15 protein-coding genes are annotated in these 22,663 nt (G+C 71.3%); 11 read left to right on the top strand and 4 right to left on the bottom strand.

Features of this window, described 5'->3' with window-relative positions:
* The first annotated feature begins 74 nt into the window (after positions 1–74).
* From WMF43_RS27270 to WMF43_RS27260, 3 genes are all read left to right on the top strand, one after another.
* A complete protein-coding gene (locus WMF43_RS27270; protein WP_437668893.1) occupies positions 75–1,424 on the top strand; it encodes an MFS transporter in 1,350 nt (449 codons plus the stop codon).
* Positions 1,425–1,573: 149 nt separating this feature from the next.
* On the top strand, positions 1,574–2,920 hold the full coding sequence (locus WMF43_RS27265; protein WP_437668892.1) for a polysaccharide deacetylase family protein: 1,347 nt from the start codon (positions 1,574–1,576) through the stop codon (positions 2,918–2,920).
* Positions 2,921–3,180: 260 nt separating this feature from the next.
* Positions 3,181–4,695, top strand: coding sequence for a dockerin (locus WMF43_RS27260; protein WP_437668891.1), 1,515 nt, complete (start codon positions 3,181–3,183; stop codon positions 4,693–4,695).
* Positions 4,696–4,776: 81 nt separating this feature from the next.
* Here WMF43_RS27260 and WMF43_RS27255 read toward each other — a convergent pair whose 3' ends face one another.
* Both WMF43_RS27255 and WMF43_RS27250 read right to left on the bottom strand, forming a co-directional pair.
* Positions 4,777–7,548: a Kelch repeat-containing protein gene (locus WMF43_RS27255; protein ID WP_437668890.1), complete on the bottom strand. Its 2,772-nt coding sequence runs from the start codon at positions 7,546–7,548 to the stop codon at positions 4,777–4,779.
* A gap of 466 nt (positions 7,549–8,014) precedes the next feature.
* Complete coding sequence (locus tag WMF43_RS27250; protein WP_437668889.1) at positions 8,015–10,492, bottom strand: SpoIIE family protein phosphatase; 2,478 nt, start codon at positions 10,490–10,492, stop codon at positions 8,015–8,017.
* Positions 10,493–11,113: 621 nt separating this feature from the next.
* Here WMF43_RS27250 and WMF43_RS27245 point away from each other — a divergent pair.
* Entirely contained in the window at positions 11,114–11,764 is a 651-nt protein-coding gene (locus WMF43_RS27245) for a glutathione S-transferase N-terminal domain-containing protein (RefSeq protein ID WP_437668888.1), read from the top strand.
* A gap of 79 nt (positions 11,765–11,843) precedes the next feature.
* On the opposite strand, the gene WMF43_RS27240 is transcribed toward WMF43_RS27245, so the two are convergent.
* Positions 11,844–13,979 (bottom strand): DUF6055 domain-containing protein, encoded by a 2,136-nt coding sequence (locus tag WMF43_RS27240; protein WP_437668887.1) that lies wholly within the window; start codon positions 13,977–13,979, stop codon positions 11,844–11,846.
* Between the two features lie 271 nt (positions 13,980–14,250).
* On the opposite strand from WMF43_RS27240, the gene WMF43_RS27235 reads away from it, so the two are divergent.
* Positions 14,251–15,027: an SDR family oxidoreductase gene (locus tag WMF43_RS27235; protein WP_437668886.1), complete on the top strand. Its 777-nt coding sequence runs from the start codon at positions 14,251–14,253 to the stop codon at positions 15,025–15,027.
* Positions 15,028–15,540: 513 nt separating this feature from the next.
* Positions 15,541–16,920 carry an SGNH/GDSL hydrolase family protein gene (locus tag WMF43_RS27230; RefSeq protein WP_437668885.1) on the top strand — a complete coding sequence of 460 codons (1,380 nt, stop codon included), beginning with the start codon at positions 15,541–15,543 and terminating at the stop codon, positions 16,918–16,920.
* A gap of 107 nt (positions 16,921–17,027) precedes the next feature.
* On the opposite strand, the gene WMF43_RS27225 is transcribed toward WMF43_RS27230, so the two are convergent.
* Complete coding sequence (locus tag WMF43_RS27225) at positions 17,028–17,537, bottom strand: winged helix-turn-helix transcriptional regulator (RefSeq protein WP_437668884.1); 510 nt, start codon at positions 17,535–17,537, stop codon at positions 17,028–17,030.
* A 230-nt stretch (positions 17,538–17,767) separates the two neighbouring features.
* Here WMF43_RS27225 and WMF43_RS27220 point away from each other — a divergent pair, with 230 nt between their 5' ends.
* The 5 genes from WMF43_RS27220 (at position 17,768) to WMF43_RS27200 (ending at position 22,627) form a co-directional block, all read left to right on the top strand.
* Positions 17,768–18,970, top strand: coding sequence for a serine hydrolase domain-containing protein (locus WMF43_RS27220; protein WP_437684094.1), 1,203 nt, complete (start codon positions 17,768–17,770; stop codon positions 18,968–18,970).
* A 156-nt stretch (positions 18,971–19,126) separates the two neighbouring features.
* Positions 19,127–20,560, top strand: a complete 1,434-nt coding sequence (locus tag WMF43_RS27215) for an amidase (RefSeq protein ID WP_437668883.1) — start codon at positions 19,127–19,129, stop codon at positions 20,558–20,560.
* Between the two features lie 212 nt (positions 20,561–20,772).
* Complete coding sequence (locus tag WMF43_RS27210) at positions 20,773–21,216, top strand: helix-turn-helix transcriptional regulator (RefSeq protein ID WP_437668882.1); 444 nt, start codon at positions 20,773–20,775, stop codon at positions 21,214–21,216.
* 54 nt (positions 21,217–21,270) lie between these two features.
* On the top strand, positions 21,271–21,660 hold the full coding sequence (locus tag WMF43_RS27205; RefSeq protein ID WP_437668881.1) for a VOC family protein: 390 nt from the start codon (positions 21,271–21,273) through the stop codon (positions 21,658–21,660).
* Between the two features lie 232 nt (positions 21,661–21,892).
* Positions 21,893–22,627 carry a DUF4832 domain-containing protein gene (locus WMF43_RS27200; RefSeq protein WP_437668880.1) on the top strand — a complete coding sequence of 245 codons (735 nt, stop codon included), beginning with the start codon at positions 21,893–21,895 and terminating at the stop codon, positions 22,625–22,627.
* Positions 22,628–22,663: the final 36 nt, after the last annotated feature.

Genomic DNA, 22,663 nt, shown 5'->3' with positions numbered 1-22,663 from the left:
GCAAATCAGGGTTCAAAAATTCCTTACGCCGAGGGGCTGGTCGAGTGGCACAGACATCTCCTGAGACGCTTCCCGTGACCATTGGGGGCCGCGCCGGCGAAAGCAAGCGCGAGGTCGTGAGCAGCTCCACGCTCTGGAAGGTCATCTTCGCCTCTGCGGGCGGCACGATGATCGAGTGGTACGACTTCTATATCTTCGGAAGTCTCGCCGCGATCATCTCCACCCACTTCTTCCCGAAGGACAACCCCACAGCGGGCTTCTTGCTCACGCTGGGGACGTTCGCGACCGGCTTCGTCGTCCGCCCGTTCGGCGCGCTCGTGTTCGGGCGCATCGGCGATATCGTCGGCCGCAAGTACGCCTTCCTCGTGACGCTGCTGCTCATGGGCGGCGCCACGGCGCTGATCGGCTTCCTGCCCACCTACGACACGATCGGGCTCGCCGCCCCGCTCGCGCTCGTCCTGATCCGGCTCGTCCAGGGGCTCGCGCTCGGGGGCGAGTACGGCGGCGCGGCGGTGTACGTCGCCGAGCACGCGCCCGACGAGAAGCGCGGCTTTTACACCTCGTTCATCCAGATCACGGCGACGCTCGGCCTGTTCGTCTCGCTGGCGGTGATCCTCGGGACGCGCGTCGCGCTCGGCGAGGACGCCTTCAAGGAGTGGGGCTGGCGCGTCCCGTTCCTCCTGTCGGTCCTGCTCGTCGCGGTGTCCTTCTACGTGCGCGCGCGCCTCAAGGAGTCGCCGATCTTCGCGAAGCTCAAGTCGGAGGGGAAGACGTCGACGGCCCCGATCAAGGACAGCCTCGGCAACAAGCGCAACTGGAAGGTCATCCTCATCGCCCTCTTCGGCGCGACGGCCGGCCAGGGCGTCGTCTGGTACACGGGGCAGTTCTACGCGCTCTACTTCCTGCAGAACACGCTGAAGGTCCCGTTCATCACGGCCACGATCGTGGTCGCCGCCGCGCTCGCGCTCGGCATGCCGTTCTTCGTGTTCTTCGGCTCGCTCTCCGACCGCATCGGCCGGAAGAAGATCATGCTCGCGGGCAACCTCTGCGGCGCGATCGGCTTCTTCCCGGTGTTCTGGGCGATGAAGCAGAACGCGGACAGCCCGGTCGTGCTCACCGCCCTCATCTTCGTGCTCGTGCTCTTCGTCACGATGGTCTACGGCCCGATCGCGGCCTACCTGGTCGAGGCGTTCCCGGCCAAGGTGCGTTACACGTCGCTGTCGATCCCGTACCACGTCGGCAACGGCGTGTTCGGCGGGCTCTTGCCGCTCATCGCGTCGTCGGTGACGGTCGCGACCGGCAACATCTACGCGGGCCTCCTCTATCCGATCGGGGTGGCGCTCATCACCGTGGTCGTCGGCGGGCTGTTCCTGAAGGAGCGGAGCGACGTGCGCCTCTGGGAGGAGCTCGATCGCGAGGCGTGACGGCGCGGGGCGCCGAGCCCTCGTCGCGCGGAGCGCCGCAGCGCGCCTCCGTCCCAATCCAGCAGCAGCGATGGCAGGCGCTCGCCCGAGCCTCGTGATCACGACCGCGCGTCGAGGCTGCAAGATACTTCACTTCAGCAGGAGCTAGCATGCGTATCCCGCTCTCATTCCCGGTTATCTTCGCGGCGTTCCTGGCATGCTGCGGCGGCGAGGAGGAGAACCCGGGGACCGGCTCGACGACCAGCGGCGCGTCCAGCAGCGCGAGCGGCAGCGGGTCCGGCTCCGGCACCGGTGGGGGCTCGACGACCGGCACGGGGGACACCACGACCTCCGCTGGCCCGGGCGGCGGCGGCGGCAACGGGGGTGGTGACGGCGGTAACGGCGGCGGCGGCGGCGGCGGCGGCGGCAGCGGCGGTAACGGCGGCAGCGGCGGTGACGGCGGCGGCGGCAGCGGCGGTGACGGCGGCAGCGGCGGTAACGGCGGCAGCGCCGGCAGCGGCGGTGACGGGGGCGGCGGCGGCGACGTCAGTCCGGGCGAGCCCTCGGGACTGCCGGCGCCGCCTGGCCGCGGCGTGCCCCGGCCGTCAGGCGCCCCGGGCAACCTCGTCGTGCTCGACTGGGCGGGGTTCAGGGGCGCCGCCTCGTACACGTTCGACGACTCCCAGCCGTCGCACATCACCCATTACGCGGCGCTCCAGGCCGAGGGCGTCCCGATGACGTTCTACATCAACAGCGGCAGGAACGACCTCCCGAACTTCGACGCGACGTGGACGCGGGCGGCCGCGGACGGCCACGAGCTGGGCAACCACACGGCGCACCACTGCCACGCCAACATGACCGAGTGCGCCGGCGGGTCGGCCGGCACCCTGCTCGCGGAGATCGACGCGTGCACGGACTACATCGTCGAGAACTACGGTCAGAACGTCTGGACCATGGCCTCTCCTTTCGGCGACGGGGGCTGGGTCGATCCGGCGCGGGAGAGGTTCTTCCTGAACCGCGGCGTCAACAGCGGCATGATCGCGCCGAGGGACAGCTCGAACGCCTGGAACCTGCCGACGGAGATGGCGGTCGGAGGAGAGAGCGCCAGCGCGTTCAACGCCGACCTCGACGCGGCGCTGTCGACCGGGAAGTGGGTGATCTTCCTGTTCCACACCATCCTGCCCACCGACGCCCACTGGTACGCGGACGTCGACCTCGCCGCCATCACCGGGAGCATGAGGCACGGCAAGGCGCAGCCTGAGCTGTGGCTCGACACGGTCGTGAACGTCGGCGCCTACTGGGTCGGGCAGAAGGTGGTCTCCTCGGCCACGCGCGCCACGTCCGGCAGCGACACGACCTGGACATGGGCGCTGCCCGAGCACTTCCCGCCAGGCAAGTACGTGCGCGTGCGGGTGGACGGCGGCACGCTCAAGCAGGGCGGCCGCGCGCTCGCGTGGGACGACCACGGCTACTACGAGGTCGCGCTCGACGCCCGCTCGCTCACCCTCTCCCCTTAGAGTGGCGGTCACCCGCTGCGGATACGGGCCCATCTCGGCGTTTTCGGTGCTCAGCGCACAGGAGTGCGCCTCCGCGCCGAAAACGCCGACCTGGGCCCGTCTCCTGTGCGGGTGACCGCCACTCTGGGGGGCGTGTAACAAAGACGGAGAGGATCACAGGCTGTCATTGCGTGCCTGTCCCGGGGCGGATGTCCCGGAGGCACCGTGCCATCCTCTTCGCACATCCAAGAGAATAGCCTAACACCGTCGTGGAGTGTCCCATGCGAACGATGTTGATGAACAGCCTTGCTGCCACATTCCTGCTCGCGCTGGCGGGCTGCGGATCGTCGAACGACAACGGCTCGAGCGGCGGCGGGGGTGAGGCGGCCTCCTCCAGCACGAGCGGGGCGGGCGGCGCGAGCAGCTCCTCCAGCACGAGCGGCTCGGGCGGCGCGAGCAGCGCGTCCAGCGGAGGGGGCGGGGGCGACGGCGGCGCGCCGAGCACCGGAGACGGCGGGAACAACGCGGGCGGCGGGGGCGCCGGCGGGGGCGCCGGCGGCGGCGAGCCCGGCAGCGAGACCAGGATCCCGTGGGACTGGGCCGGGATCATCGGCACCGGTCAGAGCCTGTCCGTCGGCACGACGCCCGTCATGTCGACCACCCAGCCCTTCAACAACCTCAAGCTCTCGCTGGGCAACGCGAGGGTGCCGCCCTTCGATCCGAACAACGCCGCGTTGACGATGGTCGACCTCGTCGAGCCCATCCGGCCGCTCGCCACCGGGTATCCCGCGCCCTACCCGGGCAACATCTACGGTGAGACGGGGCACGTCCCGATGGCCAACCAGATCACGACCCTCGTCGACGCAGCGGCGGGCCGCGACTACGTCAGCGTGCACACGGTCGTCGGCGAGAGCGGGCAGGGGATGGTCGCCCTCAAGAAGGGCGCCACGGACACCGGCACCACGGGTCGAGCCTACGCCGCGACGTTGTTCGAGGTCGCCGCGATCGCGCGCCTCGCCCAGGCAGCCGGCAAGACGTACGGCGTCGGCGCGATCTTCCTGACGCACGGCGAGACGGACTCGGGGAGCTCGACGTACGGGGAGGAGGTCGTCAAGCTCTGGAGCGACTACAACGCCGATCTCAAGGCGCTCACCGGACAGACCGAGAACATCCCGCTGTTCATCTCGCAGCAGCACGGTTATCCGAGCGGCGCAAACCAGCGGGCGGTCTCCACGCTGACGCAGTGGCGGCTCGGGGTCGAGCACCCCGGCGACATCGTGTGCACCGGCCCGAAGTACCACCTCCCGGGCTTCGGCGACGGCGTCCACCTGTCGGCGGCGGGCTACCAGCAGATGGGCGAGAAGTACGGGCAGATCTACTTCGAGAAGGTCGTGATGGGCCGCGACTGGCAGCCGCTGCAGCCGACGCGCGTCGAGCGCAGCGGCCGCGTGGTCACCGTGCATTTCCACGTGCCCGTGCCGCCGCTCGTGTGGGACGAGCGGCTGCCCGCGCCGACCGCCTGGGCGAACGGGCGCGGCTTCGAGCTCCGCCAGGGCAACACGAAGATCAACATCAGCTCCGTCGAGATCGACGGCGACTCGGTGAAGATCACGGCCGCCAGCGACCTGCCCGCGAGCGGCCTCATCGTGGGGTATGCGATGACCACGAACCAAGCCCCGAGGCCGAACGGGTTCCCCACCTGGGGTCAGCTCCGCGACTCCGATCCGTTCGTCGGCTCGACCACGCGCGCCGCGCAGCCGAACTACAGCGTGTCGTTCGAGATGTCGGTGCCCTGAGGGGCCGCGGCGCCGAGCATGTGCTCGAGAGCTCGCCGGCGACGGCCGCGAGCTCTCGGTCGTCTTCCGGTGAAGCGCTTCCTACACGGCGTCGCGAGGGGGCGGCGCTCGGCGGGCCCGCCTGCGGCGCGAGCCGAGGAGCAGCGCGAGCCCGGCGGCGGCAGGCTGCCAGTCGAAGCCCGAGCCCGCCGCGCTGCAGCCGCTGCCGGAAGGCGGGGTCGTGTCGGGACTGACGTCGTTCGCGCCGGCAGCACCCGCGCTGGCGGCAGCTCCGCCGTCACCGGTCCCGGCGCCCCCCTCGCCAGCATCAGCGCCTCCAGCACCAGCGCCTCCTGCACCAGCGTTAGCGCCACCATTGCCGGTGCCAGCGCCTCCTGCGCCGACGCCGCCATTGCCGGTGCCCCCTGCGCCAGCGCCTCCTGTTCCAGGACCAGCGTCAGCGCCGCCGTCGCCAGTGTCGGCGCCCCCTTCGCCAGCGCTAGCGCCTCCTGTTCCAGCACCAGCGCCTCCTGCTCCGGCACCAGCGCCTCCTGTTCCAGGACCAGCGTCAGCGCCGCCGTCGCCAGTGTCGGCGCCCCCCTCGCCAGCGCTAGCGCCTCCTGTTCCAGCACCAGCGCCTCCTGCTCCAGCACCAGCGCCTCCTGCTCCAGCGCCAGCGCCTCCTGCTCCGGCACCAGCGCCTCCTGCTCCGGCACCAGCGCCTCCTGCTCCGGCACCAGCACCTCCTGCTCCGGCACCAGCGCCGCCAGCGCCTCCTGCTCCGGCGCCAGCGCCAGCGCCGGCGCCCCCCTCACCAGAGCCAGCGCCGCCGTCGCCAGCGCCGGCGCCCCCCTCGCCAGCGGCGCACTCCGCGCTGCTCGATGGAGCTCCGGCGCACACCCCTGCATCGCAGGAATCACCGATCGTGCATGTGTCGCCGTCGTCGCACGGGACGCCGTGGGCGGGTGTGCACACCCCGTCCTGCGTGCCTCCGGCCGCGATGGAGCAGGCGCGGCACTCACCATCGCTGCACGCCGACGCGCAGCACACGCCGTCCACGCAGATCCCGCTCGCACATTGCGTGGCGGCGGAGCAGGGCGCGCCGTTCATCAAGGGGGCGCCGGTGTACACGACGGCGCTGCGGGTGCTCTCGCCCTCGTGCGTCGACCAGAGGAGCGTGTACCCACCCGCCACGAGGAGCCCGCCGTCATCGAGCGACGTGGCGGAGTGATAACCTCGCGGAGTTGGGATAGAGCCGCCCGGCGACCACGTGTTGGTGACCGGATCGTAGAGCTGGACCCGATTGTAGACCGTGTGGGCGTGCTCCAGATAGACCGAGCTGCAGATGGTCCCTCCCCAGGGAAACGCATAGTAGATCGCCTCGATGCCTCCGCTGATCATGACCTGGCCGTCGGAGAGCCGCGCCGCCGCCTCGCCGAGCACGCCGAGCCCGGTCATGTAGGTCCAGTCATCCCACGAGCCCGTCTCGGGCGTGTCGCCCCACTTGCCCGGCGCCGCGGTCCACGCATCCGCAGCAGGATCGTAGACCGCGGCGGCGCCCGCGAGGCCCGTGACGAGCACACGTCCGTCGAGGAGCTGCGTCGCCGTCAGCCAGCGAATGGGATCTAGCGGCGCCGCGGCCGACCAGGTCGCCGTCACCGGGTCGAAGATCTCGACGGCGCCGGCGACCGGCCCGGACATGCCGCCCGTGGCGAGCACGCGTCCATCGAGCAGCCGGGTGGCCTGGTGACCGGCGCGGACACTCAGCATGGCGGGGCCTGGGGCCCATGTGTCGGTCGCCGGGTCGTAGATCTCGGTGCTCGCCGTCGCCGTGGACCCGGTGGCTCCGCCGGCGAGGAGGACCCGCCCGTCGTCGAGCAGCGTGGCCGTGTGTCTCGCCCGCGACACCGACGGCGACGAGGCCGCTCGCCATGCATCGAGCGCGGGATCGTAGATCTCGGCGCTCGGACCCTCGGCCTCTCCGCCGACGACCAGCACCCTCCCGTCCGCGAGGCGCGTCGCGGTGTGATCGCCGCGCGCAGCAGCCATCGGGGCGGCCGAAAGGAACGCGCCCGTCGCGGGATCGTAGACCTCCGCGCTGCTGAGGGGCGTCGTCGAGTACGCCGGATCGCAAATGAACCCGACGTCCTCGCCCAGGAATCCCCCCGCGATGAGGATCCTGCCGTCGTCCAGCAAGGTCGCCGTGTGCTCGGCGCGCGACGTGAGCATCGTCCCGGTCGCCACCCACAGCGGGTCCACCAGCACGGCCTCCTCCGGCGGCGCGTCGACCCAGAGCGAGAGCGTCGCGCCCGCGGCGTCGAGGCGCGTCGAGACCCTCCGGCCGCCGCGCGTGTAGGCCGACGGCGCGGTCACGGCGAGGCGCGCGACGCCGGCCTCGTCCGCGAGCTCGATCGCCTCGCCGCGCCGCCGCAGCGTTGCGCCCTGCACCGACCACACGGCGACCGGGGCATCCGGCCGGAACGTGCCCGGCCGGAGGAGGAGCCACTCTTCGTAGCCCCCGCGCGCGGCCGTCCAGAAGGAATACCCACCGTCGTGCGCATAGGCGACGGCATCTCCGCCGGCGACCTCCCGGGTCCCCACGAGCCGCCCGGCGCCGAGCCCCCTGCGCTCGCGGACGCGCACGTGAAAGCCGTCCGGCAGCTCGATCCGCACCTCGTCGCTCCCGTGCTCGGGCAGGTGGACCGCGAGCCCCGGCGCCGATGCGCCGCTTTCCGTTCCGATCTCGTCGCGCGCCGCCACGGAATAGCCGTGCTCGCCGCGCGCCAGGGCGCCGCCTGCGGCGAGCACCAGCCCGGCCTGCTCCGGGAAGAGGGCGCGCAGCTCGGCCTCGGCGGGGTCGAGCTCGTCCTGCATGTCGCCCGCACAACCGGCGGAAAACACGGCGGTGAGCGCCATGAGGCAGAGCCGGAGCGCGATAGAGACTCCCGCGCCGCGGCGGCGAGCCGGCGCGCCGCAGGGCCGCCGCAGCGCGCGCGCCGCGGGCTCGCCGGCGCGGGGCGGGCGCCGCGCGCCGCCGGATGGCGGGCCGCCGGGTGGCGGGCCGCCGGGTGGCGGGCCGCCGGGTGGCGGGCCGCCGGGTGGCGGGCCGCCGGGTGGCGGGCCGCCGGTGGTAGATGGAGACGGACGCACGGGGGGCGTGGGGTCGTTGAAGCCATGCATACGGCTGCTTCGATGCGTTCGCTCGGCCGGTATTCATGCCGGGCACCGACGCGACGCCACGGCGCGCACTCGACGCGCGCTCGATCCAGCTCGCCCGCGAGTCGCTGGTCGCCGGGACCTCCGGCGTTGAACGAGCCAGCGCGGCCCCGCCGGCCTCCGGCTACCCGGGCTTGCGGTACCGCGCCACCAGGATCGTGATGTCGTCGTCCAGGCTCGGGCACCAACCCTCGACCGCCCCGAGGATGTGATCGCGGATCACCTCCACGGGCGCGGACTGGGACGCTTCGACGGTGGCGCAGAGCCGGTCCAGCCCGAACTGCTCGCGATGCTCGTTGCGCGCCTCGGTCACGCCGTCGCTGTAGAGCACGAGGACGTCTCCGTCCTCCAGCACGAGCTCGGCGTCCGGCGTCATCGCGTCGATCTCGGGCAGCGCGCCGATGAACACCCCGCTCGTCGGGATCCTCGCGCAGCGCCTCGTGCGCGGCGAGCAGACGAGGATGTCCTCGTGCGCGCCGGCGAACGTCACGCGGCCGTCGCGCGTGTACCGCATGAGCAGGAGCGTCGCGTGCTCGTCCCGCTTCAGGCGGTCGCGGACGTTCTTGTACACCGCCCGGTTGACCGCGCACACGATCCCGCGCGGGCCCGCCGCCGCGGGGCTCGACGCCATCACCGACACCATGCTCTGGATCATCAGCACGATGAGCCCCGCCGCGAGCCCGTGCCCCGCCACGTCGCCGATCCCGATCCAGCCCCCGTCCGGCGTCGCGATCACATCGTAGTAATCGCCGCCGACCTCGGCGGCAGGCTTCATCGTCGCGCAGAGCTCGAGCCCCTCGACCGAGAGCTGCTCCGGCACCAGCGTCGTCTGGATGCGCGCCGCGACGCGGCTCTCCTCGCGGACCTTCTCCTGCTCGAGCCGCTCGCGCAGCTCCACCTGCCGCACCACCTCCCGGTGCAGCGTCGCCGTCTTCACCGCCGAGCCGAGCTGGAGGCGCAACGCGTCGTACATCATCTCGTTCGCCTGGTCGTCCACCACCCCGAGGCCGAACTTCTCGACCCCGCCGAATGCGACCGGGAACGTGATCACGCTCCAGCGCTCATCGGCGCTCAGGAACCCCGGGGGCGCGAGGAGGTGCGCCGGGAAGCTCACGGGCGGCACCTCCACCTCGCGGCCGCCCTCCATCCAGAAGAACAGCCGCATGGTGGAGCGCTGCGCGTCGTCGAAGAGCGACACGGCGACGCGCGAGAACTGGAGCTTCGGCAGATCCGCCGCCAGCATGGACCGGAGCACCGGCAGGCTCAGGCACGTGGAGAAGTGCCTCATCCCGTAGTTGAGGTCGATCGCGGCGAGCTCCACCTTGAGCCGCTGCTCCCCCTCGACATGCACGGACGCGCTTCCGATGGCGATCCGGGAAGCGTGCCAGATCTGCTCCAGCGTCTCGTTCAGAGCGGCGTCGCCGCCCTGCTCCGGCGCCCGCTGGAGCCGCGCGCGCAGGAGCGAGATCACGGACTGGAACTGCTCGAGGAGCACCCCCTCGCGCCGGGCCGCGTCAAGGAGCTCCTCGAGCCCACGCAGGAAGCGGCCCCTGTCCCCGGCGAGCTCTTCTTCCAGCGCCGAGAGCAGCCTGTCCGCCCATCCGTCGAGCGAGCGGGCCGAGATCGTGACCGCCTGCGCGAGCGCGCGCTCCAGGGACGCCCGCTGGCCGGCGAGCGAGCTCGGATCGCTCCACGCGGCGGCCCCGGGAGGGAGAAGCAAGGGCCCCCCCTGGCGCCCGCAGCCGCAGGACACGCGCCGCGTCAGCTCTACGCCCACCAGCCGGAGCACCGGGACAGGCTCGCCCTCGATCATCTGGAGGACCGTCTCCACGGCGAGCCCCGCGAGCTCCTTGATGGGCTGGCGAACGGTGGAGAGCGACGGCTTGGTGAAGCGCGCCGTGCGGATGTCGTCGAAGCCGCACACCAGGATATCGCCGGGCACGTCGATGCCCCGCTCCTTGAGCAGGTCGATCGCGCCGAGCGCCATGCAGTCGTTGGCGGCGACGATGGCGTCGAAATCGACCCCACGATCCAGGAGCTCGCGGATCGCGGCGTGCCCGCTGGCCACCGTGAACGCGCCGGACATGAAGAGGCGCTCATCGTAAGCAATGGAGCGCGCCGCGAGCGCCCTCCGGTAACCGCTGGCGCGGAGGAGCGCCTCTTCATTGTTGGTGGGACCGCTAATATACGCGATCCTCTTGCACCCGTGCTCGTCGACCAGGTGCAGGACCGAGATCTCGATCCCGAGGGAGTTGTCGACCATGAGGCTCGGGATATCGTCTATCGCCATCCCGATGCTGCAGAGCGGCAACGACGAAGATCGGCAGAACTCCCGCACGGCGTCGATACTGACGAGATGGCAGAGGGTCGACGAAGCGACGATGATGCCGTCGACGATCTCCGAACCGATGATGTGGTAGAGGCTCCTCCTGGCGGCGTCGGTCGACCCGTGCGGGGGGATCAGCTCTCCGAACGCGAACGCGATCAAAAGGTTGACGCCGTGCGCCTCGGCGGCGCGCTCGATGCCGGACCGCACCTCCGACTGGTAGTCGCCCGCCATGTTGTCGATCAACAGGGCGATTGTCGGGCGCCTACTCGTCATGGCCTGCGGCTCATCGCGCAGGAGCTCGCCGCGCGCCGCGGAACGGCGGCGCAAAGCTGCCCGACCTCCACGGACGTTTTGCAGGGACGCTGCGAGGCCTCCTGTCTCGATCCGAACGTTAACATGATCGCAGCATTGTACGTCGTTCTTCGACCGGAGCCAACGCTTCTGTTCACCCAGGTGACCACAAGCACTTCTTCGCACGCCGGCACGCGCGCTTCGCGCACGCGCACGCGTCGCGCTGTCGCCACTGTCACCGAGCGCGCTCGCCTACGACAAGCCGCTGTGCGCCTCGCTGGATGGCTTCACCTTGCACGCGGCGACACGCAAGGTTGGCGCGACCTGACCGAGGGTTGCGGTCCTCGCGAGCCCACTCGACCGGACGACCTTGCCAACCGGAGGGTCTCTCCGTATCATAACTGGAATGATCCTCCGTTTGTCCTGGAGTGGTCCGTCAAAGAGAGTCCATGAGCGGCACGAGACGGCCCACTTCGAGACGGGCAAGCGAAATGGCCCTGTCCTGAGCTGCACCCTCACCGGGACCGAAGGAGATATCGTCATGTGAAGGGCTGAGCGCGCCCTCCCTGGCCTCCGGGCCGCGGCCTGTGGTAGCTAGATCGGGTGACCGAGCCCACACTCGACCCCAGCCGCACGCCGACGCTCGTCGGCCGCTCCAGCTCCCATTTCACGCGCGTCACGCGCCTCTTCGCCGCGGAGCTCGAGGTCGCCTACGCCTTCGAGGTCGTGCCCGACCTGCGCTCCGTGAACGCCGCCGACTACGCGGGCAACCCCGCGCTGCGGTTGCCGATCCTGCGGACCGGGGCGACCGAATGGTTCGGTTCGCTCAACATCTGCCGCGAGCTCGCGCGCCGGGCGCCGGCGCAGCGCCGCGTGGTCTGGCCCGAGCACCTCACCGACGCGCTGACGGCGAACGCGCAGGAGCTCGCCGTACAGGCCATGTCCACCGAGGTGACGTTGATCATGAGCCAGCTCGCGGGCGTGCCCAAGGACGACGCGCAGCTCGCGAAGCCGCAGCAGAGCCTGCTCAACATGCTCACCTGGCTCGACGACAACGTCGAGGCCGCGCGCGCGCGGCTGCCCCAGGATCGCGACGTCAGCTACCTGGAGGCCTGCCTGTTCTGCCTCGTCACGCACCTCGAGTTCCGGAAGATGCTCGACACGAGCGGCTACCGCGCCCTGACGGCCTTCCGCGACGAGTTCGGCCAGCGCGCCTCGGCGCAGGCGACCACGTACCGCTTCGACGCGCCGTGATCCCGCCCGGCGGGGCCGCGCCCGGAGGCCGGGCGCAGCCCGAGGCCGCGCGGCGCGCGAGGATCCCCGGGCCGCGGCGTCAAGGCCGCCAGGTGTACGGCGGCGCGACCGTCACCTCGGTCGCCGAGGAGACGCCGCTCCAGTCGTTCGGGACGAACCCGTAGAACGTATCGCTCGACTTCGACGTGGAGACGAACTCGACGTCTCCGAGCAGGTGCGCCGTCCCGGAGACGGACTGGCCGCCGCCGAACCAGCCGAGCGGATAAAACGTGGTCTGCACGAGCGCCGAGCCGCTCACGTTGAACCCGCGCGCCTGGACGCCCGCGCCGCCTTGCCCGACCAGGCTGAGCGCGCCGATCCGGCCGCCGGAGATCGTGCCGTTCACGATGGTCGCGTGATCCTCGACGCGCACGTCCCCGCTCACCTCGCCGCCGACGATCCTGGCGTACGGGCCGACGTAGACGCCGGGCGGCGTGCCCGGGGGCGCGCAGCCGCCGCCGTTCGAGTGCCTCACCGTGCCCGACGGGCACTCCGCGATCCGACCGCCCTCGAAGCCGGCCGGCCACGCGCCGCCCACCTCCACCATGTACGGATAGCGATAGATCGAGGGGTACGCCGGGCCGTCCGAGGGATTCGTCCAGACCAGCTTCTGGTACTCGGTCGGCGTCGCCACCACGACCAGGTAGACGCTCTCGCCCGGGCTGACACAGAAGCTCAGCTCGCCGTCGGCCCCTCGCTGCAGCGGGGAGTAACGCGCCTCGGTCAGCTCCGGATCCGTCGCCACGAGGCCCCAGCGCCAGCCGGAACTGGCGCCCTCCTGCGCGACGCCCCGGAACACGACCCGCACGCTCGTCGCGCCCGGCTCGGGGTGCAGGCGCACGACGTTGTACCCCCAGCGCTGCGGCGCCCAGTGGTACGGCGAGACGAACCGGCGGCGCTCCGCCCAGCCCTCGTCGAGCGCCTCGAGCCGCGTGAGCCGCAGCCGCCGCTCCGTGCGGCCGCGCGACGTCAGGTCGACCTCGATCGCGCCGTAAGCCCGGCGGTACACGCTGGCCTGATCGCCGCCGTCCGCGGGCGGCGGATCCCGGTAGTCCCAGGTGACGTTGTGCATCGCCCACTCGCCGAACAGGTCGTTGAGCTGCTCGATGTCCCAGCCCCGGCTCAGCATCAGCTTCTGCCACGGGTCGCGCTGGCCGCTCGGCGCCTGATAAGCCCACATGTCGTTCACGGCGTCGTAGCAGTGCTTGTCCTTGAGGAACTCGAAGAACTGCCAGTTGCAGTAGCGGTCGCGCGTGTTGCCGTAATAGAGGTGCGGCATGTTCGGCAGCATCTCCGAGCAGTGCACGTTGTCGCGCCAGATCTGGTGCGGCATCCAGTTCGCGTGGCTCTCGAAGATCCAGCAGCCGGTGCCGCCGCAGTCCGGGAACGCCTGGGTCATCGACTGCACGCCGTGCATGAACTCGTGGGCGAGCCCCCACGGGTCCCTGGCGGCGCCCGGGCCGACCCACATCCCCATGTAGCTGATGCCGTTCCGGGTCCAGCCGCCGCCCCAGAGCGGGAAGTCGTTGTCGAAGTGGACCGCGGCCTTCCACTTGTCCGCCGAGCTGCAGTACGGCTCGGGGAAGAAGATGGGGCTGCCGAAGTAGCTGTCCCAGATGGTCTCGAGCGTGTCCGCCGCCGCCCGCGCCTGCTCCAGCGTGATGTCGGTACCCTCCGGCCAGTAGAAGGCGAAGTGCTCGGACTCGTGGCGCAGCGGCTCGCGGGTCTCGCCGCCGTCGCGCGGCGCCGTCCAGGCGCCGGCCGTGCAGCTCGCCGGCGCGCTCTGGCAGCCCGTCGCCCAGGCCGTGCTCGTCGTGCCCTGCTCGCACGCGCCGGGTCCGCCGCCCGCGCTGCCCGTCGAGGCGCCCGCGCTCGCCGTGGCCCCACCGCTGCCCCCCGCGCCCGCGGGCTGCGGCGCGCCGCCGGAGCCCGCGGGCTCCCCGGCGCCGCTGCCGGACGCCCCCGCGCCGCCGCTGCCGGACGCCGACTCCGGCTCACGCGCCGTCGAGGGCTCGCCACACGCGGCGAGCAGGCAGGCGACGGCGACCGCCGAGCCCTTCAGGAGCCGCGCGCGCGACGTGCGTTGGGCGCCCGCTCGCGCGCGGCTCGCGCTGGCGGAGCTCAGAGGGGCGGCGCGGTCGCCCATCGCCGGTGAGCCACAAGCCTGATCAAGCATGCTGCATTCTCTTTCGGGTCGAGCCCGCCGGGCAAACCAAATCACATGTCCGACGGCGTCCCGCGGCGGGAGAAAATGGCGATGTCCATGTGAGGTGTCGCAGCGCTCACGTCCCACGCGAACACGAGGCTGCGCTGTCCACCCGCGTGTGTGCCAGTGTCGCATCGGGGGCGTGGAGGACACCCCGACCCGGGGCTACTCTCTCCTCCAGACACCTGTACTATCGTCGCGGGGGGCTCGCGAGCATCCACGATCCAATCCGGAGAGCACCATGCGACTGAAGGGGAAGACGGCATTCATCACGGGCGGCAACAGCGGCATCGGGCTGGCGACGGCGCGCCTGTTCATCGCGGAAGGGGCGAAGGTGACGATCACCGGCCGAAACCAGCGGACGCTCGACGCCGCGGCGGCCGAGCTCGGCCCGGATCTGCTCGCGGTCCAGGCCGATCTGCAGGACGTGCCGGCCATCGAGCGCGCGGTCTCGCGGGCGGTGGAGGCGTTCGGCAAGCTCGATATCGTCTTCGCCAACGCCGGCGTCGTCGGCGCGACCCCGGTCGGCGGGACCAGCCTCGAGGCGTTCGAGCGCATCATCAAGACGAACCTGACGGGGGCCTTCTTCACCGTCCAGGCGGCCGCGGCTCACCTGAACGACAGGGCGTCGATCATCCTGAACGGCTCGGTGCACGCGGTCATGGGCATGCCGGGCTTCTCGGCCTATGCGGCCACGAAGGGCGCCGTCCGCTCGATGACCCGGGTGCTGGCCTCGGAGCTCGCGCCGCGCGGCATCCGCGTGAACCAGGTGACGCCCGGCGCCCACCGCACGGGGATCTGGTCGGAGTTCGCGCCCGACGCCGCGGCGATGGACGCGCTGGAGAAGGGCATCGCCGCGACGGTCCCGCTGCGGAGGATGGGCGAGGCGGACGAGGCCGCCGCGGTCGTGCTGTTCCTGGCGAGCGACGCGTCCTCCAACGTCACCGCGGCGGAGATCGTGGTCGACGGCGGCATGACGGGCGCTCCGTTCGGCGCGCCCATCCACGGCGCCCGCTGACCGCCGGCCGACCCGCACCGGGCCGGGGCCCTTCCTGCGCCGCTCCAGCGGCACAACCTTGCCCATGCTGGTTCTGGACAGGATGCCCCGCGGCGTCGGGAGCTGGAGACGTGGTGTGTCGCAAGGACGGGCGATCGCCATAGCCCCATTGGATTGGTGTTACCTATCGTAGCGCGACCGCGCCGGGTGTTACCGAAGGTAACACGGCGTCATCTGATGGCACCACCCGCGCGTTCTCCCGGCGATGAAAGGGTAGTCTCTCGAGTCCTCGTGTGGTACATCAGGTGTCGCGTGTGAGGAGCATGGCGCCGACTCGCGCTCTCCCGCGCGTCACGTCGGCGCCGACGGCGGGCAGCGCTGCCATCGACATGGGCTCTCCTGTCGGTCCGGACGCCGCTGTACGCGGCGGCGGACCGGACCCGCTGCGGGTCGAGATCAAAGAAGTTTTCTCCTCGCGCGGCGCCGCTCCCACGAGCGAACACCAACGAAGCAACCTTTCGAGCGTTGAGGCACATGAGAAAAATTCTTTGGGCTCTCTTGTTTTTGTCGGCCGCCGCCTGCGGCGATGACTCGACCGGCAACGACGCGACGACCGGCGGGTCCGGCACGACGACCGGCACGGGCAGCGCGACGACGGGCTCCGGCGGGTCCGACGCTTCCGGCGGCGGCGGCGCGGGCGAGGGCGCGGGCGGGGCGACCGCGTCGAGCGGCTCCGGGAGCGAGGGCGGCGGCGGCAGCGGCGACGGCGGCGGCGGCGGCACCCCGGGCGAGGCGCGATGGGTCGGGACCTGGGGGACCGGCCCGCAGCTGACCGAGCCGCACAACAACCCGCCCGAGCCGGGCCTCTCCAACAACACGCTGCGCCAGGTCGTCTATACCTCGATCGGCGGCAGCCGGATCCGGCTGCGGCTCTCGAACGAGTTCGGCAACGGTCCGGTGACCATGAACGCCGTCCACATCGCGAATGCGGCGACCGCCGGCGCCATCGACGCGGGCACCGACAAGGCCCTGACGTTCTCGGGCGCCGCCTCCGTGACCATCCCGCAGGGCCAGGCCATCTTCTCGGACCCGATCGACTACGCCCTCGCGCCCCTCACCAGGATCTCGCTCACCATCCAGTTCGGCAATGTGCCGACCGAGATCACCGGGCACCCGGGCTCGAGGACCACCTCGTACATCAAGACCGGCGATGCGGTCTCGGACGCGGCGTTCGCTTCGCCGGTGACCACCGATCACTGGTACTACATCACGGGCCTCGACGTGGTGGATCCCGACGCCTCGGCCCTCGTCGTCCTGGGCGACTCCATCACCGACGGCCGCGGCTCGATCACGAACGAGAACACCCGCTGGCCCGACTACCTGTCGCGCCGGCTGCGGGCCAACGAGGAGACGGCCGACGTCGCCGTGCTGAACATGGGGATCGGCGGGAACACCGTGCTGACCGGCGGCCTCGGGCCGACCGCCATCCAGCGCTTCCAGCGCGACGTCCTGGATCAGCGCGGGGCTCGCTACCTGATCATCTACGAGGGGGTGAACGACATCGGCGGCAGCTCCGACGCGGGCGTCGCCTCCCGCCTGATCGAGGCCTTCAGCGACTTCATCGACGACGCCCACGCGGCAGACATGCTCGTCTACGGGGTGCCCATCCTGCCGTTCGGCGGCAATGAGGGGTACGACAGCCCCGCGCACCAGCAAGCCCGTGATGAGGTCAATGAGTGGATCCGCACGAGCAACAAGTTCGACGCGGTGATCGACCTCGACGCCGCGGTGCGCGATCCCAACGACCCCACCAAGCTGCTCTCCACGTACGACACCGGGGACCACCTGCACCTGAACCCCCAGGGCTACGAGAAGATGGCAGAGTCCATCGATCTCGAGCTGTTCACCCAGTAAAGACGGCCAATCCAGGCCGATCTCCGGCGGCGCCGCGCCGCCGGACGACATCGCTGCTCCCACGACCGGCCCCCTCGCCGGGGCCGGTCAGCCCGGCGCCCCTCGCCTCATCGCGCCCGCGCCGCCCGGCGCGCGCACACCGCTTCGTAGGCCGCCTGCAGCCGCTCGGCGACGGCGGGCCCGTCGCGCTTCGCCGGCACGCCGAGGTGGGCCTCGCGCAGCTCGGCCATGAACTGGTCCCACAGGGCCGGACCGCCCTCCTCCAGGAGCTGCGCGCGGATGCTGAGCTCCTCGCTCACCGGCAGGTGCCGGCGGCCCCAGGCGCCGAGGTGCGCGAAGAGGGGGACCAGCTCGATCGCCTTGTCCGTCAGGCTGTAGACCGCCTTCTGCTTGTGCGTGGGATCGTCGGTCTTCGTGATCATCCCCGCGTCCTGGAGCGACTTCAGGCGATCGGCGAGGATGTTGGACGAGATCCCCTCCTCCGATCGGGTGAGCAACTCGCGGAAGTGGCGGCGTCCGCCGAACATCATGTCGCGCAGGACGATAAGGCTCCAGCGGTCCCCGAAGACCTCCAGCGAGAGATTGATCGGACAGCCCGATCGGTGCGTGGCGCTCATCCAGCGGCTCCCTGAAAAAACCGGTTGCACTTTCGCACCGGTGCTCCTATCCTGCAACTAGTTGCTTTTTGAAACCGGTTGCGAAGGCATACCAGGAGCGGACGATGTGGGATCAAGCGAAGCGCGCGACGGTGAAGGGCGTCGATCGCCGCCGCGTGCTGGCGGGGATCGCGGCGCTCGTGGCCGCAGGGGTGGGCGGCGGCTGTCGCCCCGAAGAGGAGGAGCAAGGGATGGGCGAACGAGGGTTCTCCGAGGCGGGGCTCGGGCGGATGCGCGCGGTGATGGCGGGTCACGTGCAGCGGGGCGATCTGCCCGGCGTCGTCGCGCTCGTCAGCCGGGGCGGTGACACATACGCCGACGCGATCGGCGCCATGTCCTTCGGTGACGCCGCGCCGATGCGGCGCGACACGATCTTCCGGATCGCCTCGGTCACCAAGCCGATCGCGGGCGCAGCGGCCATGATGCTGGTCGAGGACGGGGCGCTTCGCCTGGATGAGCCGGTGGACGCGCTCTTGCCGGAGCTCGCGAACCGCAGGGTCCTGAGGGCCCTCGGCGGCCGCGTGGACGACACGGTGCCCGCGAGGCGCCCGATCCTGGTCAGCGACATCCTCAGCCTGCGCATGGGCATCGGCGCGATCATGACGCCGGGCGACACCCCGATCGTGCAGGCCATGATGGAGAAGGGCGTGGCGGTGGGGCCGCAGCTCCCGTCCGCGCCGAGCCCCGATGCCTGGATGGAGAGCCTGGGCTCCTTGCCGCTGATGTTCCACCCGGGCGAAGCGTGGATGTACGACACGGCCATGAACGTGCTCGGGGTGCTGATCGCCAGGGCCTCGGGCAAGCCGCTGGAGGACTTCCTGCGCGAGCGCATCTTCGAGCCGCTGGGCATGAAGGACACCGGGTTCAGCGTGCCGGCCGACAAGATTCATCGCCTGCCCGCGTGTTACGCGCGAAACCCCGAGACGGGGAGCTTCGGCGTCTTCGACCCCGCCGGCCCGGAGAGCCGGTTCAGCCGCGCGCCCGGCTTCGCTTCGGCCGCCGGAGGCCTCGTCTCCACGGCCGACGACCTCCTCGCCTTCGCCCGGATGATGCTGAACAAGGGCGAGCACGGGGGCGAGCGGCTCCTCTCGGCGCGCTCGGTCGAGCTCATGACCACGGACCACATCACCCCGGAGCAGAAGGCCGTCTCGCCGTTCAGCCCGGGGTTCTGGGACAGCCGCGGCTGGGGTTACGCGCTCTCCATCGTCACCAGGCCGGCGCCGGGCGACCCGCGCGGCTTCGGGTGGGACGGCGGTTATGGCACCTCGTGTTACTGGGATCCAGAGACGGGCGTGATCGGCGTGCTGCTGACCCAGCGCATGATGGACTCGCCCAGCGCGCCGCCGGCCTTCGTCGACTTCTGGCGCTCGACCTACGAGGCGGCCGAGGCGTGAGGAAAACGCGGCGGCGCGACGGCCGCCGCGGACACGCCCCACGTATTCCCTACATCCGTCCCGCGCGGTGAGGGCGTGAACCGCGGCGCGCGCCGGTCTCGAGGGTGTTAGCTTCTAGGCTCCGTTCCTGTCCGGGGACGAGGAGGAGCGACATCAATGAAGCTTTCGGACTACGCCGAGCGCGACGCGACGGGGCTGGCCCAGATGATCGCGGCCCGGGAGGTCTCGGCCGAGGAGGTGCAGCGGGCGGCGCGCGAGGCTGTCGAGCAGGTCAATCCCGCGCTGAACGCGCTGGTCGGAGATCTGTTTGACGCGCCGCTTTCCTGCGAGGCCGACGGGCCTTTCCGGGGCGTCCCGTTCGCGATCAAGGATCTCGCGATCCACGCGGCGGGCGTGCCCACGCGCCTCGGGAGCCGTCTGACCGGGCCGGGGATCCCTTTTCCTCATGACACCGAGCTGATGGCCCGCTTCCGGCGGGCCGGGCTCGCCGCGATCGGCCGCACGGCGACGCCGGAGTTCGGATTCAACGCCTCGACCGAGCCTGTGGCGGGCGGCCCGACCCGCAACCCGTGGGACGTCGCCCGCGCCGCCGGCGGCTCGAGCGGCGGCTCCGCGGCGCTGGTCGCCGCGCGCGCGCTGCCGGTGGCGCACGCCAACGACGGGGGAGGGTCGATCCGCATCCCCGCGGGCTGGTGTGGCCTGGTCGGGCTCAAGCCGACGCGGGGCCGCACCCCGCCTGGACCCGACTTCGACGAGATGCTGAGCGGCCTGGCCGTCGAGTTCGCGGTGACCCGCACGGTGCGCGACGCCGCCGCGCTGCTCGACGCGGTGCAGGGCGCCGGCGTGGGGGACAAGTACGAGATCGGGCCCCCGAGCCGGCCTTATTCCAAGGAGATCGGCGCGCCGCCGGGGCGCCTGCGCGTCGCGGTGACGACGCGATCCTGGTCGGGATCCCCCGTGGATCCGGAGCATGTGCAGGCGGCCGTGGCCGTCGGCCGGGAGCTCGCCTCGCTGGGGCACGTCGTCGAGGAGGCCAGCCCTCCTCTGGACTGGGAGGCGTTCTTGAGGTCCCAGCTCACGATCTGGACCTGCTTCGTGGCCCACGGCGCGCTGACGCTCTCCGAGGCGCTCGGCGTCCCGCTGGGGCCGGAGGTGCTGGAGGCGACGACGCTGGCTTCCGTCGAGCACGCCAGGCGCCTGACCGCGATCGACGTCTACAACGCGAATCAGCTCTGCAACACGGCCCGCCGCGCGGTCGCGGCCTTCTTCCAGCATCACGACGTCCTGCTCACGCCGACCGTCGCCACGCCGCCGCCGCCGATTGGCTATCTCGACGCCAACGACGCGCGCCTCGGCGCGCTCGGCTGGCTGGAGAAGCTCTTCGACGTCATCCCCTTCACGCCCCTCTTCAACGTCACCGGGCAACCGGCCATGAGCCTCCCGCTCGGCCAGACCAGCTGCGGCCTGCCGATCGGCGTCCAGCTCGTCGGCCGGTACGGCGACGAGGCGACGCTGTTCCAGCTGGCGGCGCAGCTCGAGCAGGCGCTGCCGTGGCAGCAGCGCCGCCCCGAGGCGGTCGTCGTCCGTTGACAGCTGGAGCGCGCGCTCGACGTGCTCTCGGGCAAGTGAGGGCGCCGCCCGGCGCGACGGTGGAAGTCATCGGCCGGCCGATCTCCTCCGGCGCAGTACGCCGTGCCCCGATGTAAGACCGCGCGGCGCCCGGCTGCCCGGCGTCGGCCCTCCGGCGGGGTGATCGGGGTCGCTTGTGCCCGTCCCCGCCGCGTCCTATGGTGGCGCGGCCGATGCTGCTGGGGCACGACGCGCTGAGGAACCTCTGCCGGGCTCGGGATCTGCTCGCCGAGGTGCACGAGCCGCAGCTGTCGATCGAGGACGTGGCGCGGCGGGCGGCGATCTCCCCGTACCACTTCATCCGGCAGTTCGAGGCGGTGTTCGGCGTGACGCCACACCAGTATCGCATCCGCCGCCGGCTGGAGCTCGCCAAGCAGCTCCTCGCGGCCGGGCATCACTCGGTGACGGACGTGTGCATGGAGGTCGGGTTCTCCAGCCTGGGCAGCTTCAGCGCCCTCTTCGCGCAGCGGATCGGCGTGCCGCCTTCGGTGTACCGCCGGCGTCTGCGCGCGATGGTCCAGGTGCCGGGGGAGCTCCGGTGGGAGCTCGTCCCGGGGTGCCTCACCCTGATGGGGCGGCTCCCACCGGGCGCGTTTCGCAATTTTCGAGAAGCCTGAGCCGGGCGGTCCTGGCAGAGTCGCCCTCGAACCGTCCCTTCAGCGAGGTGATCGATGAAGATCAAGCTAAACAGCATCATAGTCGAGGACCAGGACCGAGCGCTCAAGTTCTACACCGAGGTGCTCGGCTTCAAGAAGAAGCACGACATCCCCCTCGGGGAGTACCGGTGGATCACGCTGGTCTCGCCGGAGGGGCCCGACGACATCGAGCTCGTGCTGGAGCCGAACGCCAACCCGGCGGCCAAGACGTACCAGCAGGCGCTGTTCTCGCAGGGCATCCCGCTCACGGCGTTCGAGGTGACGGACCTCAAGGCCGAGTTCGCGCGCCTCAAGGAGCGCCAGGTCGCGTTCACCAGGGAGCCCACGGCGGCGGGCCCGGTCATGATCGCGGTGTTGTCGGACACCTGCGGGAACCTCATCCAGCTGTACCAGCCGCTTCAGTAGCGCGCCGTCCGTCGCGCGCCGCCCATGGAAGGGGAAGGCCGGCGACCACAGCCAATACCGTCTTACGAGAGGCGCCGACGAGCCTGGCGACATCGACGATGCCGAGCAGCGGGCCGCCGGCGTGCAGCGAGGCAGACGGCTCGCTGTCCACGTTGGGCACGAGTGTACGAGCCCGGCGCAGCCCCTCGCTCCGTGCCTCGCGCTCGGGCACGCAGCGCCGGTGGCATCGACCGTGTCTCATCGTACGATGGACGGCGCGCCCGCGAGGACGGCGTTCTCCGGGGCGCCGCTGTCGCGCGTCGGGCACCAGAACGACTGCTTCCTCGCGAGCGACGACGACGCCGGCACCTACCAGCTGCCGGGCGAGAGGGAGTACGCCATCGAGGACTCCGCGTTCGTGCCCGTCGGGGGCGAGACGTGTGGTCTCAACCCCCCACGCAGCCAGTGCGCCTCGGCGCTCGCCGAGCTCTCCCTGCATCACTGGAGCTTCCTCCACACCGACTATCACCCCGACGTGATCGCGGACTGGAAGGCCGAGGGCTGCTTCGAGACCATCGCCTGCCGCCTCGGCTACCGATTCGCCGTGATGGGTCACGAGTCCCCCGGACAGGTCGCCCGCGGGCAGTCGCTGCCCCTCCGGGGGCGTGTGTTCAACGACGGGTACGCCCGGGCCTTCAATCCGCGCCCGGTCTACCTCGTGCTCCAGCAGGGCGCCGCGTGGCACGTCCTCGAGGTCGACGCCGAGCCGCGCCGCTGGGCGCCGGGCGCCGGGAGCGATCTCTGCCTGCAGGCGCAGGTTCCGGCCGATCTCCCCCCGGGCGACTATCAGCTGGGCCTGTGGCTCCCGGACGGGTCCGAGCGCTTGCGCGACGATCCACGCTACGCGATCCGGCTCTCGAGCGGCGCGACGTGGGACAGCGCGAACGGCGTAAACCTGCTCGACGCCACGGTCCGGGTGGTCGAGTAACCCCTCTGCCCGCGGGGCACACGGCAGCTCCTCAGC

It is taken from the genome of Sorangium sp. So ce131 (assembly GCF_051519095.1).
Classification (GTDB): Bacteria; Myxococcota_A; Polyangia; order Polyangiales; family Polyangiaceae; genus Sorangium.
Note: the sequence above shows the minus strand (reverse complement) of the source record. Positions and strands in the feature narration are given on the sequence as shown.